Source organism: Pseudoalteromonas thalassia, from assembly GCF_049257215.1.
Lineage (GTDB): Bacteria > Pseudomonadota > Gammaproteobacteria > Enterobacterales > Alteromonadaceae > Pseudoalteromonas > Pseudoalteromonas lipolytica_C.
On record NZ_JBMMUE010000015.1, the window covers coordinates 13,779 to 28,062 of the forward strand.

At 39.1% G+C, this 14,284-nt stretch carries 10 protein-coding genes; 8 read left to right on the top strand and 2 right to left on the bottom strand.

Annotation, left to right across the window (positions count from 1 at the left end):
- Positions 1–18 precede the first annotated feature (18 nt).
- The 7 genes from AAEU31_RS16205 (at position 19) to AAEU31_RS16235 (ending at position 10,898) form a co-directional block, all read left to right on the top strand.
- Complete coding sequence (locus AAEU31_RS16205; protein ID WP_421967739.1) at positions 19–3,522, top strand: DEAD/DEAH box helicase family protein; 3,504 nt, start codon at positions 19–21, stop codon at positions 3,520–3,522.
- A 2-nt stretch (positions 3,523–3,524) separates the two neighbouring features.
- The gene (locus AAEU31_RS16210) at positions 3,525–4,841 is read left to right on the top strand and encodes a DUF3644 domain-containing protein (protein ID WP_421967740.1); all 1,317 of its coding nucleotides are present in this window, start codon (positions 3,525–3,527) and stop codon (positions 4,839–4,841) included.
- Between the two features lie 524 nt (positions 4,842–5,365).
- Positions 5,366–5,761 carry a response regulator gene (locus AAEU31_RS16215; RefSeq protein WP_135924536.1) on the top strand — a complete coding sequence of 132 codons (396 nt, stop codon included), beginning with the start codon at positions 5,366–5,368 and terminating at the stop codon, positions 5,759–5,761.
- A 7-nt stretch (positions 5,762–5,768) separates the two neighbouring features.
- On the top strand, positions 5,769–6,662 hold the full coding sequence (locus tag AAEU31_RS16220) for an AAA family ATPase (RefSeq protein ID WP_421967741.1): 894 nt from the start codon (positions 5,769–5,771) through the stop codon (positions 6,660–6,662).
- Between the two features lie 2 nt (positions 6,663–6,664).
- Entirely contained in the window at positions 6,665–7,627 is a 963-nt protein-coding gene (locus tag AAEU31_RS16225; protein ID WP_421967742.1) for a DUF58 domain-containing protein, read from the top strand.
- A 2-nt stretch (positions 7,628–7,629) separates the two neighbouring features.
- The gene (locus AAEU31_RS16230; RefSeq protein ID WP_421967743.1) at positions 7,630–9,567 is read left to right on the top strand and encodes a transglutaminase TgpA family protein; all 1,938 of its coding nucleotides are present in this window, start codon (positions 7,630–7,632) and stop codon (positions 9,565–9,567) included.
- A gap of 8 nt (positions 9,568–9,575) precedes the next feature.
- On the top strand, positions 9,576–10,898 hold the full coding sequence (locus tag AAEU31_RS16235; RefSeq protein WP_421967744.1) for a Na+/H+ antiporter family protein: 1,323 nt from the start codon (positions 9,576–9,578) through the stop codon (positions 10,896–10,898).
- Positions 10,899–10,917: 19 nt separating this feature from the next.
- On the opposite strand, the gene AAEU31_RS16240 is transcribed toward AAEU31_RS16235, so the two are convergent.
- Positions 10,918–12,891 carry a response regulator gene (locus AAEU31_RS16240; RefSeq protein ID WP_421967745.1) on the bottom strand — a complete coding sequence of 658 codons (1,974 nt, stop codon included), beginning with the start codon at positions 12,889–12,891 and terminating at the stop codon, positions 10,918–10,920.
- A 170-nt stretch (positions 12,892–13,061) separates the two neighbouring features.
- On the opposite strand from AAEU31_RS16240, the gene AAEU31_RS16245 reads away from it, so the two are divergent.
- A complete protein-coding gene (locus AAEU31_RS16245) occupies positions 13,062–13,973 on the top strand; it encodes a gluconeogenesis factor YvcK family protein (protein ID WP_138557539.1) in 912 nt (303 codons plus the stop codon).
- Here the strand turns inward: AAEU31_RS16245 and AAEU31_RS16250 are convergent.
- Positions 13,938–14,270, bottom strand: a complete 333-nt coding sequence (locus AAEU31_RS16250) for an Hpt domain-containing protein (RefSeq protein WP_199526498.1) — start codon at positions 14,268–14,270, stop codon at positions 13,938–13,940. The two genes, AAEU31_RS16245 and AAEU31_RS16250, sit on opposite strands and share 36 nt — an antisense overlap.
- Between the last annotated feature and the right edge of the window lie 14 nt (positions 14,271–14,284).

Consider the following 14,284-nt stretch of genomic DNA (forward strand, 5'->3'; position numbering starts at 1 on the left):
ATTAGATAAGGAAAGCCGATGTCGAACTTTGATTTTTTAGCGGAATGGCCAGAGTTACAAGAGCACGCAAAGCAAGCCGAGGCAGTGGTTAACTCCGATCCTCGTTCAAGCTGTTTTTATAGCCGTTATACACTAGAGCGTGCCGTTTACTGGATGTATGAGTTCGACCCTTGGCTAGCTCGAACTAAACCCAAGTACGACACCACCTTAAACACCTTAATCAACCAAGCCGAGTTCAAGCGCTCACTTGGCAGTACAGTATTTCCCAAAATAAAGGCCGTGCAAAAGGCCGGTAACAATGCGGTTCACAGTGAACGTAAGGTCCTACCGCCGGAATCAACCCAAAGCCTAAAAGAACTGCACCACATTCTTTATTGGTTCTATCGCACCTATACCTCAGTCAAGCCTGCAACCGATCAGGTGTTTGATTTAAGCAAAGTACCACAGACCATTCAGGTTGATGCCAAACTGGTGATGACCAGTGCCAAGAAGCTCAAAGAGCTTCAAAAAGAGCTAGATAGAAGCAATCAAGAGCGACAAAAGGAGTTAGAGGAAAAACTAAGAGAGAATACAGAGCTTCGTCGAGAACGTGATGAACTTCGCGAGAAATTACGCGAGCGTGTAACGCAAAATGAAAAAGAAGCAGATCCGGCAAACGATACACATGATTACAATGAGGCTGCCACTCGTAAATACCTGATTGACCAGTATTTGAAAGAGATGGATTGGGTGTTAGACGCTCCAAATGTTATCGAATTTCCGGTCAAGGGAATGCCTATCTCTAAGCAAAACCCCAATGGGAATGGCTCTGTAGATTACGTGTTATGGGGAAAAGATGGAAAGCCTTTAGCGGTAGTCGAAGCTAAAAGAACCATGCGCAGTGCCAAAGAAGGTAAACGCCAAGCTGAGCTATATGCTGACTGTTTAGAAAATGATCCTCAGTTCGGTGGCCAGCGTCCGCTAATTTATTATACCAATGGTTACGATATTTATTTTTGGGATGATACAAATTATACAGAGCGCCTAGTCCAAGGGTTTATGAATCAGGATGAAATGCAACGCATCGTTGACCGGCGTACGCTAGCTCTAGACCTAAAAGATATAGAGATCAATACCAATATTGCCGGTAAAGGCAGACCGTATCAACGCTTAGCAATTGAATCGGTTTGTGAAAAATTTCAATCAATAGAACTTGACGACAACGGTAACAAGAAATACGAAGCGAGAGAAAGGAAAACACTATTAGTAATGGCCACAGGCACAGGCAAAACGCGAACCACTATTGCCTTGGTAGATTTACTTATGCGAGCTGGTTGGGTTAAAAACGCCTTATTCCTTGCTGACCGTAACGCCCTGGTAAACCAAGCCAAGAAAGAGTTCTCAAAGTTGTTGCCCAAGTCATCACCGGAAATATTATCTAGTGGCACCAATACCTTGAAAGGGCGCTTGTACCTCTCCACTTATCCAACCATGATGAACCTACTAAGCACAGCACCTGATACTCGTTTATTTGGTGTTGGCCACTTTGATTTGGTTATTGTCGATGAAGCACACCGCAGTGTTTACAAGAAGTATCGCTATATCTTTGATTACTTTGATGGCTTGTTACTTGGCTTAACCGCAACACCGAAAAGCGAAATAGACAAAAACACTTTCGATATATTCGATCAGCCTGATGGCGACCCAACCTTTGCCTATGAATTACAAGAAGCGATTGACGATAAATTCTTGGTTCCGCCTAGAGACGTTAAGATTAATTTAGGCTTTGTTCGCAGTGGTATTCGTTATTCCGAGCTTTCAGATGAAGAAAAAGAACAGTGGGAAAGCAAAGAACAGCTTGAAGACCGAGATGAAGTGTTACCCAGTGAAGTGAATCAATTCCTGTTCAATAAAGATACGGTAGATAGAGCACTCAAGATCTTAATGGAACGAGGTGTTCGAGTTGCCGGTGGTAACCGATTGGGTAAAACCATCATTTTTGCCGCCAACAATGATCACGCTGAATTTATAGTCGAGCGCTTTGATGCTAATTATCCTAAATACAAAGGCAAGTTCGCACGAGTTATCACCTATAAGGAAACCTACGTTGATTCGTTAATAGACGAGTTTAAAGGCGAGAAGAAACCAGCAGATCCGAACATTCCACTGACTATCGCTGTATCTGTGGATATGTTAGATACTGGGATAGATGTGCCAGAAGTGGTTAACTTGATGTTCTTCAAGGTAATTAAATCTAAGGTAAAGTTTTTGCAAATGTTAGGCCGTGGCACCCGTTTGTGTGAAAACCTATTTGGGCCTGATGATCATAAGCTGTTCTTCAAAGTCTTCGACTGCTGTATGAACTTTGAATACTTTGAAATGAATCCAGATGGTGCCAAAGACAGTGGCAGCAAGTCACTCTCGCAAGCCATTTTTGAGAAGCGCTTAACACTATCTCAACAGCTAAAAGATAACGAAGAATTCGGAATTTACGGGGCTGAGTACCAGCGCTACCTCATCGAAACTTTGCATAATCGAGTCTTTGGAATGAATCTAGATAACTTTATCGTGCGTCCAAATCGTAAGGTGGTCGAGAAATACCAAAAGTTAGAGGCCTGGTGGCAACTTGATAACGAAAACCTAGCGGAGCTAGAAAAGCAAGTAGCAGTATTGCCAACTGAAGCTGAGCCAATCACGCCAGATGAAAAAGAAGAAGAGCTCGCTTTACGCTTCGACCATATGCTGTTGACCATGCAGCTCGCTCTAACCGAGAAAACCGGCATCAGTGATTATTACCGTGACAAGCTAGTTCAAATTGCATCAAAACTAGAAAGCAAAGCTAGCGTACCAGCCGTTGGTGAACAGCTAGAGTGGATCCAATACGTACAATCCGCCAACTTCTGGACGGATTTAACCTTAGAAGAATTAGAACAAACACGCCGTAAACTTCGCTTGTTAATGCGCTTTATCGAAAAAGAAAGCAAAGGAGTGGTTTACACCGATTTCCAAGACGAAGTGTTAGGTGTAGAAGAGAATGAAGGTGTTTATAAGTTCACTGGCGAAGGAGGTCTAGAGCTATATCGCAAACGTGTTGAATCTTATATTCGAGAGCATCAGGATAACCTAACTATTCAACGTATCAAGCGTAACCAATCCATCACCAAGCTGGACTTGGATGAGCTAGACAATAAGCTGTATGAAGCCAGTGGAATCGGTGATATGGATTCATATCTTAAAACCATTCACCCGGACAAATCATTAGGCGTATTCATCCGAGAGTTAGTCGGTCTAGACCGTGGAGCTGCTAAAGAAGCCTTTGCGGATTACTTGGATGAAACCAAGTTCAACAGCCAACAACTGCGCTTCGTTAACACCATCATCGACTACTTAACTCAAAACGGCGTGATGAGCCCAGCCATGCTTGCAAAACCACCGTTTTCCGACATACATTTCGAAGGTGTTTTTGGGCTATTTGATGATGGCGCAGTGATGGAACTAAGAAATAAGATAAAGGAAATCGAGGCTAAGGCAATAGGAGAGTAGGGATGCCAGTTAAGAAAAAGGATGATCGACAACAAAAATTCTTTACCTTTCTACAGAAAAAGCAAAACGCTGGCCAACTGTTTAGTCGTGAAGATGTAATTGCTGCCACCGGTTGGGAGGCAAATACATTTAAGACATATTTAAACAAGCGTCAGATATCACAATTCTTGGTTGAGGTTTCGGCTGATAAGTTTGAGGCAATAAATACCGTTGGCATTACGCTAACTGAGTTTAAGAAGCGGTTATCCCAAAGCAAGCACTTTCAAGAACTTGGGCATAAGTGTAAAAGCAATCTAGCCAAGGCTCTACTTAAAAAGTCTAAAGATAATATGATGCTGGCATTAGAGTTGTATAACAGACCCTCATTGGAGAATAAACTCGATGGCTTTGTGATGTTGTTCTGTACAGCATGGGAACAATTATTAAAAGCTAAACTAATTGAGAGAGATGGTGAGCACAAGGTATACGAAAAAGTTAATGGTAAGAAAGGATTGAAACGCACGATACCGTTACGTGTGTGCTTAGACAGGATCTATGAGCAGAAAAATAATATTCGCCGCAATATTGAAATTATAGCGGACTGGCGCGATGAAGCTGTTCATTTATTAATGCCAGAGATTCAGTCGATTGCGTCCAGAATATTCCAGTCAGGCGTACTAAATTTTTCAGCTGAGTTTGAGTCATTCGCTGAAGTGCCATTTATTTCTTCCCAACATACAGGCATGCTATCTCTGGTTGGAGATTTCCAACTACCACCGGCGTCACTATTAAAGTCGCTTTATGGTTCCGCCGCAGATCAAATATTAGAATTAGCTAGCCAATTAGAACAAGATATCGAAGCAGCGGATGACATTACGTTTGCCATACCGATTAACGTGTCTTTGATGTATACGCAGGATCAGAATGGTACACAGGTGATACTTGCCAAGGCCAATGGCAAGAAAGAAGACATTGAGAATCTCAAGAACGTACTGATGGTAGAAAAAGCGGTAAACCCTGAAAAGTCCCATCCATTTACACGAAGCAAATTGCTGTCTAGCGTTTTAGAGAAGCTGCAAAAATATGATGACGTAAAGCTAGGGCGTTGCTTAGTGTACACAGCTGGAGCAAAACCATCTTTAAACACCAACTGTATCGACGCTTGTATTCACAAGTTGAAATGGAAATCTAACGACAACGAGTATCATCATTACATTAAAGTATCAGACAGACACCTTTATTCGATGGGTGCGGTCGATGAACTTGTAAAGAGAATTACAGAAAACGAAAACTTTGTAAGAGAAGCTAAAGAGAAATACAACCGGCGTAATAAAAAGTGAAAGATATGACGCGCTACGTAAATAAATAGGCAACTTGGTGCACGCACTTAAATTTAATTCACGTAGCGTTGCGTTATTAGCATATGCAAATAATGTCAGTTTTCAGCCATCAAATGGCAGAATTGTTCAAACCAAATCCCAACAAAGGGATCCAGCGTTAAAATATCAAAATTTAAGTTCCTTAAATCTAATGTATGTCTAACCAGATGAATAGTAGTGTGAATTTATGACACATTAAACTGGATCGATCCAGAGTTAAAGTGCTAATTACACTAATGACTAATCAGGCTGCTTATAAAGATAAATACCTTATTTAACATAATATAAATTATAGGAAGTAATGAATCTATACATAACCACACCTACACTCTGTGTATGCTAAGTCCAATACTAGGCGGTATCGGACATTTCAGTGGTGTTTTATCAACTTATTCATTTAATTCGTGGCTGTTTCTTGAGCTTAGCTACTCCATAGCATATATTAAAACTATCAACTTGAGATGTAACGATAAGATGTAAACGATATGGAATTTGTGAAACCGTTAGAGCCAATTTTGATAATTGATGATATGCAAGATATCAGAGATTATTTAAATCAAATTTTAACTGGTCTGGGTTTTGACGATATTTTAGAAAGCCGAGATTTTGAATCAGCAAAAACTGTTATTGAGGAAAAGTCTCCAAATGTTATCTTTCTAGATATTGAGCTTCCTAATACAGACGGCACTGAGATCCTTGAATACTTAAATGACCATCACCCACATACTCATGTTGTTATGTGTTCCGGCCATAATAGTCTTGAGAATGTGCAAAATACTTGGGAACTTGGTGCTAAGGGTTTTATTGCAAAACCATTTAATGCCAAAAAAGTCGACACTGTCATGAAGCGCCTAGAAATGATGGAAACCATCGCAAGTTAAGTAGTTTATGAACTCAACAATCAATCTTATTATAGATGACCTATCTACTGTTATTCTTGGTAAACAACAACAAATTAAACTTGCTCTAGCTTGTTTGTTTAGCGAAGGCCATTTATTAATTGAAGATTTACCTGGGATGGGAAAAACCACATTATCTCATGCACTTGCGGCAGTCTTAGGGTTATCTTACCAACGTATTCAATTCACCAGTGATTTACTACCATCAGATATACTAGGAACAAATATTTTTGATGCAAAAGAACATGCGTTTTCTTTTCATCAAGGCCCTGTTTTTAGTCAGGTTGTGTTAGCAGATGAAATAAATCGCGCGGGACCTAAAACACAAAGTGCGTTACTTGAAGCCATGGAAGAAAAACAAGTTACTGTTGATTCGGTTAAACATGCCCTGCCTTCTCCATTTTTTGTTATCGCAACACAAAATCCAGTAAATCAATCAGGTACTTACCCGTTACCTGAGTCACAATTAGATCGTTTTTTCATGCGTATTAGCTTAGGCTTTCCTGATAAACAAGCAGAAAAAAGCTTAATTTTAGGTTTGAATAACCGCAATTATGATGAATTACCAGTTCGCATTACCCCTGAGCAACTTGCTGTTATTCAAAAAGAAATATCTGCAGTTACGTTGAGTAACGCGGTTGTTGATTATATTTTGGAACTGGTTGATTACACACGCCAAAGCTCTCATTTTGTTAATCCTTTATCGCCAAGAGCCAGTATTGCTATTTCGCGTGCAGCGAAATCATGGGCTTATATTGAAGGACGTGACTTTGTGTTACCTGAGGATGTTCAAGCTGTATTTAGCAGTGTGACTGATCACCGCCTTGGTTTGAACAATCAAGATAGTGGCTATGCATTAAATCATGTGCCTGTAAGCTTATAAGCATGTTAAAGCGCCCTGCTTTTATTATTTCTGAAATTGGCCAATCCATTTTCAATAAATTTTTGAAGTATAAACATAACGTTAATGAGATCTCTCTTCAACATAAAAACATTTATGTATTACCTTCTAAATTAGGCATGCAGTTTTTACTCATTGCACTGCTTAACTTTGTGATGGGCATCAATTATCAAAACAATCTGATCTTGGCGATGGCCTATTTGATGGTAGTTATTTTGGTGTTTTCGATTCTCACTGGTTATAAGAATATACGCGGTTTATCTGTTAAGTATCTTTTTGCTATAAATAGTTATGCTCCAAAATCTCCCTATGCTCGCTATCAGTTACAATCAACCTCTAGTAGCCAACAAATAAAATTAATGATATCTGGCTCAGAGTCAGAGACTATATCGCTGGATAACTCGGACAAAAAAAACATTGAAATAGCACTTAACTGTACTAAACGTGGTGTTTACGGTCTTGAAAAAGCAAAAATAATAAGTCACTTTCCATTTGGTTTAGTGTCTGTGTGGAGTTATATTCAGCCTAGTGATGTGATCTATGTTTACCCTACTCCTAAATCAGCAGAAAACTTAGATATTGAGTTACATGAAGAGCTGAACGATGCAGGTGATAATGCTCAATCTAGAACAGGTTCTGATGAGTTTTATCAATTAACACCTTTTATTAAAGGCTCAGCTTTGAATAAAGTATCATGGAAACACTATGCAAAAACACAGCAATTGTTGAGCAAAGAATTTACCAGTGATACGACTCAAGAGTTAGCGCTTAATTTTAATATGCTAAGTGGTAATACAGAGTATCGCTTAAGTCAGCTATGTTTTTTAGTTAATCAACTTACAGAACAACAAATCGCTTTTTCATTAACTTTACCAAAAAAGAAAATTTCAAAAGCGTCTGGTGATGTCCATAAAACAGCATGTTTAAAAGCCTTAGCGGAGCATTAGTTGTGAATTTATCGCTTATTAATGCCGTTTTATCATTCCTATTTATAGCAATCAGTGGCTTATTATTTAGTGAAATCCCTAGTTCGTTTTTATTCATATTAGTCGGCTTAAGTTTTTTTAATCTCGTGTTAGACCGGTTTTATAAAAAACTCACTGCACTGATGGCAAATATCCTTGCGGCACTGTGTTTAATTGCACTGTTTGTAACTGTAGGGATTAGCGATACAGTTAAACTGTTTGTATCTATGATGTTACTCGCTAGCACTTTTAAATTGTTGCAAGCTAAAGCTGTAAAACAGTATCAAACTGTATGTTTACTGGTATTTTTTAACCTTTCCACGGTATATTTGTTCTATCAAGGCATTTTAGAAACCCTGCTTGTCAGCTTGCTTTACATCATTAACTTTGCGGTTCTGGGTTATTTATCAAGCCCTAAAAGCTTTAAGGCTGCCAATAAGCAAAGTATTAAAACAGTTTTACTCGCATTACCAGTATCAGTTTTTTTAATTTTATTTTTACCTAAACTCCCTGCATTTTGGCAACTTCCGGGGCCAAAGCTTGCAAAAACAGGTTTATCTGAACAAGTTGACCCTTTTGCAATTGCAAAGCTTGCAGAGTCTGATGACCTTGTGTTCAGAGTTGAAGAGCAGCCGAACTCGACCTTACAAGCGCCCTATTATTGGCGCAGTTTAATTCATGATGCCTTTGACGGTCAGCAATGGTTAGTATCGGACATTTTGAAGTCTCAACAATTTAACGACAATCGTAGTGTCAATATAGAAGAACCTAACGTTGAATATAATGTTATTGCCGAGCCGTCATCATCGAACTGGCTTTTTGCGTTAGGGTTTGCCACGAGTAGTCATAATAATGTGGCAAGCACATACAACGGTTTACTAAAACGTAAAGGCAATCTAAATAAAAATATTAAATATGCTGTGCAAAGTACGCAAGTTAGTTATAGCCTAACTCCTTTTGAGCAGCGACTTTATACACAACTCCCCGTTGAAAGTAATCCCAAGACTCGTGAGCTGGCAAATAATTTAGCCAATAAAAATACTACCGCACAATCGTATTTTAATGCTCTATTAGGCTATTTTAATACGCAACAATTTAGCTATACCCTAACTCCTACTCCTATGCTTAATAAAAACACCATTGATCAGTTTGTGTTTGAAAATAAGAGTGGGTTTTGTGGCCACTACGCCAGTACAGCAGCTTTTATGTTTCGTGCCGCAGGTTATCCAGCACGCGTTGTATCAGGCTACTTAGGTGCGGAGCGACAAGGCAAAACCCTTAATATTTACCAATATGATGCACATGCATGGGTTGAAGTATTTTACGATGAGCGTTGGCATGTTTTCGATGCAACTGAAGTTGTTGCACCTGAGCGTCTCAACGGTTCGTTGTCAGAGTTTCAAGCGTTGAGCGAACGGTTTAATGATAATTTAAACTTTGGCTTAAAGCGCTGGAGTCACTTAAAAGCGATTAATTGGCTTCGTATAAAATTAGAAGAGCTTGATTACAAATGGACAAATTGGGTTTTAACTTTTGACGAGCAATCGCAACAAAACTTATTTAAAGCGCTTTTTGGTAATAATGCATTTTGGTTAACTCCATTGGTAATTATGGTTACTCTCGCACTTTGTTTTACCAGTTACTTTTTATACAGCAAGCGTTTACCTCGCAGTTCTGAACCACTTGTTTTTGAACTGATGCAGCTTTATCGCTGGGCTGAAAAACAACAAATTCACTACGATAAAACAAACACTCCTTTGCAAAATATCGCTTTGATGAAGCGCTCAAAGCCAACAGTTGCCAGCAAACTAGCTAAATTTGAACAAATATTCATCGAAGTACGTTATCAACAACAGGCTTTTAATCAAAACCGCAAAAAGCAGGTACGACTTCTGTTAAACTCCATCAAAACAGCAAAATAGAGAAAACCATGAATGCAGTAATTATTGGCGTTATTTTGATGCTGGTACTAACACTTTGCCGAATTAACGTTATTGTCGCAATGACACTGAGTGCGATTGTTGCTGGTCTAACTGCCGGGCTTGGTCTATCAGAAACACTGAATGCATTTAATGACGGGCTCTCTGGTGGTGCAGAAATAGCATTAAGCTATGCCATGTTAGGGGCATTCGCTGTGGCTATTTCAAAATCAGGATTGACCCGAATACTTGCTTCAACCCTGTTAAAACAGGTGAATGAGCACAGCCATAAAGGCGAAACAACGCTAAGTTATTTTATTTTAGTTATTATCTTACTTTGCGCGATCTCTTCGCAGAACCTAATCCCAGTGCATATTGCCTTTATTCCGATATTAATCCCACCGTTGCTGGTGATATTCAACAAACTGCGCTTAGATAGGCGTGCTATTGCGTGCATTTTAACTTTTGGTTTGGCAACCTCGTACATGGTTTTGCCCTATGGTTTTGGTGGAATATACCTATATTCAATTTTACATAAAAACTTAACCGATAATGGTTTAGAAATTGTGAATACCCAGGTGCCCATGGCAATGATCATCCCTGCACTTGGCATGGTTGTAGGTTTGTTTATCGCAGTGTTTATTAGTTATAAAAAACGCCGTGACTATGCTCCACACCCGCTTACTGAAACACCTCAAAATGTTGTTATCGAACAACCTAAAAAAGTGCTCATTGTGGGAATTGCAGCTGTGCTTTGCTCGTTAATAGCTCAAAGTGTTAGCAATTCGATGATATTAGGTGGACTAGTTGGTGTAATGATTTTCAGTTTATTTGGAGTTGTTAAGTGGGAACAAAATAGTGATGTTTTTAGTAAAGGCGTTGCTATGATGGCGATGATTGGCTTTATTATGATTTCTGCACAAGGGTTTGCTTCTGTAATGCAAGCTACAGGTGATGTCACCTCCCTTGTTAGTTCAGCAGCTGGCCTTATGGAAGGGAATAAACCACTTGCTGCTGCATTAATTTTACTTGTTGGGTTACTAATAACGATGGGCATTGGTAGCTCATTTTCGACGGTGCCTATTATTGCCACCTTATTTGTACCGCTGGCATTAGAACTAAACTTTTCAGTAATGGCCACTGCGGCGCTTGTTGGCACTGCAGGGGCATTAGGTGATGCAGGCTCCCCCGCATCAGATTCTACACTTGGGCCAACATCTGGTTTAAATGCAGACGGGCAACATGACCATATATGGGATTCTGTGGTACCGACATTTATTCATTTTAATATTCCGTTGCTGATCGCCGGTTGGATTGCAGCTATGGTATTGTAAAAGGCCCTTCGGGGCTTTGTTACTGACTAAATAGTACCCTCAAAGCCCTATTTAAATCATGAAAACGAATCGGTTTAGTTAATACTTTGTTCATTCCCGCATCTATACAGATTGCTTTATCTTGATGCGAAGCATTGGCTGTTAACGCTACTATGGGTAAGGTCATCTTTAATTCATCACGAATGTATTTTGTTGCGGTTATACCATCCATAACGGGCATCATCATGTCCATAAGAACTAAATCAAAGTGTTGTTGTTGTAACTTTTCAATTGCTTGTTGGCCATGATCAGCCAATGTGACATGGTGATTAAGCTTTTCTAAGAAAGCTTTAATCAACACTTGATTGGTCTTATTGTCTTCAGTTACCAAAATAGCGATAGGCTCTAATGTGTTTTCGTCGTCAACTACTTTGGTATCAGCACTGACAACCGTATAGGGGATCTGAATTGTAAACTTAGTACCTACATTTTGTTCACTAACAACTTTAATATCCCCTTTCATTAGATCAACAAGGCTCTTTGTTATGCTTAAGCCAAGACCAACCCCTTCAATCTGCCGGTTTACACCATAGTCATGTTGTTTAAAGGCATCGTAAATTGAATCAATATGCGAAGGAGATATTCCCTGCCCGGTATCTGATATTTCAAAGTGTAGGTATTGGTCAGTGTAATCTGCTACAAAATTGACCGTCCCCACTTTGGTAAACTTAAAAGCATTATCAAGAATATTAAAAAGTATTTGCCCTACTCGCGCACTATCAATATTTATTTTATCCGGTAAGCCGTCTTTGATTTGTGTAGAAAAAACAACGTTAGTGCCTTGTGTTATCTCTAAAAACTGTGATGCAATATTCTTCACCAAGGCATTGATGTCGGTTGCTTTAATGTCTAAATCTAATGAGCCACTTTCAATTTTAGAAAAATCCAGTACGTCACTAATTAAATCAAGTAATAAATCGGCACTTGAATTAGCATAATCAAGCCAGCGGCTTTGTTTGTCGCTAAGCTTTGAATCAGCAAGTAAATCTAACATTCCGACTATCGCATTCATAGGGGTACGTATTTCATGTGACATCACGGTTAAAAATTTAGATTTAGCAAGATTCGCTTCTTCTGCCTTTTCTTTAGCTAATTGCAAAGCTTGCTCACGGTCTTTGTTTACTGTGATATCTTTTGCAATTCCGAGGTACCCTCTAAACTGACCCTGCGCATCAAACTGTGGCTTGCCACTAAATGATACCCATGCCGATGGTGAGGAGTTAACTTCAAACTCAAAATCAAGAAACTCAGCATGCTCGGCTAAAAGATGTTTAAAGTGAGACCATTTTTTAAGCTGTTTTTGTTCTTGCTGAGTAATGATCGCATCGAAATTTTTATGTAAAAAATGACGTTTATATAAATTACTGTGGCTAGCTGTGGTCAGCACATTAATAAACCGCTCTTCTTTATTGGTGCGCCAAAACCATTCACTGGCAAAGTCTCTAAATAATTCTGACAGCTCTCCAAGGCGAGTTAATAACGATGTTGAATGAAATTTTTGCCTATTTAAACGTGTTAATTGTGAATACTGCCATGCTACTTGCTGTAATAGCACATGGAGCGCTGTTGATGCTTTTTTAGAAAAATAGTCACTTTCTTTAACTGAAAAAAACACAAAACATTGCATGCTTTCTTCAGACAAGGTGACTTTAAATATCAAGGCATCATTAAGTGGCTCTGAGTTTAGGAAAACATGGTTAGTATTAAAAAAACACCATTCGTCGTTACTGGATTTTAGTATTTCCTTTAGTAATTGTTCATCAAATTCAAGGTGTTTTGTGGTTCTCATTTCGAAAGATGCTTTGTCATGTTCGATATTGATTAAACAAAGTTCGTTAAAAGTAAAGTACGGAGCTAATACATGTTCAAGCTGCGCTTTCAACGCTCGACTGTCATTTATACCGTGAAACTTGCGAAGTTCACTCTGTAACTGTTGTAAATTTAATTCAGCCATTGCTTTTCCACGTTGATATTGCGTCGCATATTGCAAATAAATGCCCCACTTTTAGTGTAGACACTAAACCTAGAAAATAAAGTATTTAAATTTCATTGCCTTATAAAACTTAACCTTTTGGTACAGACTATGCTTTTTAAGTAGTATTGAACGAATAAGGGGTAAGAATCATGAAAATAGTATGCATTGGTGGTGGCCATGGTTTATCTCATATGCTCAGTGCTATTAGACCTCATTGTGCAGAACTAACTGCGATTGTAGCAACAACCGATAATGGTGGTAGCACTGGCAAGCTAAGAAATAGTCAAGATGTTGTTGCATTGGGTGACATACGGCGCTGTTGTTTACAGCTTGCAGATAATGACTCACTTATTCATCAAGTATTTCACCACCGTTTTAATGGCGGTGAACTCGATGGCCACAGCTTGGGTAATTTAGCATTATTAAGTTTAACGCAGCAAACAAACTCTGCGACTCAAGCAGTAGCATGGTTTAACGCAATGTTAGGAAACTCTGAAACTATTTTACCCATGTCAGATGAACCTACCGATTTACTTGCGGTGTTACCTTCTGGTTTAAAAGTATTTGGCGAATGCGAAATTGATTCTCTGGCTGAATTACCCGATTACGTCACCCTCTCTCAAAATGTAAATGCCGCACCAGGTGTTATTCAAGCAATAGAAAACGCAGATATGCTTATTATTGGCCCAGGCAGTCTGATTACCAGTGTTATGCCAGCCATGTTAGTAGAAGATATTGCCAAAGCCGTACAAAACACATCGGCATGTAGAGTGTTTATTGAAAACATCGCTAAAGAAACCAGTGTTATTAAATCGCTCGATATGAAACCTGTTGACTGGCTTGAAGGCATGCTGGGCTATAGTTTTTGCGATTTAAGTATTTCTTTAGATGCACTTAGTGAAATTGTTTCGCATTTTAATGATGTGGTGAAATCGGCTAATCAACAACACGATATAGAGCAATTAAGCACGGTGTTTGGGGAAATCTTAAAAATGCCGCTCAGTTTAGAGACTGAGCATGAGCAATTAATTCGCGCTGATCAAGCTCTGCGCGTGGGTTGAGGTCTGTGTAAATTGATCTTGCAACGTACTGATTAGGCTAACAAGTTGGTCATCGAATTGTTCTGCTTTAGCTTTCATTTCAATTTGTTCGGCAAGTTTTCCGACAGCTAATGCACCATAGCTCAGGCTACTGCTTTTTAAGCTATGTGCATTGATTTCGATGTCAGTTTGCTTGTTTGGATCAGCTAGGCTTGAAACAATTTGACTGGATTCAGTGATATAGACTTGCAAAAGCTGTTTAGCTAAGTCATCACCAACATCCTGTTTTAACTGAGAAAATGTAGCATTATCTATCATGGTCTCACCTTGGA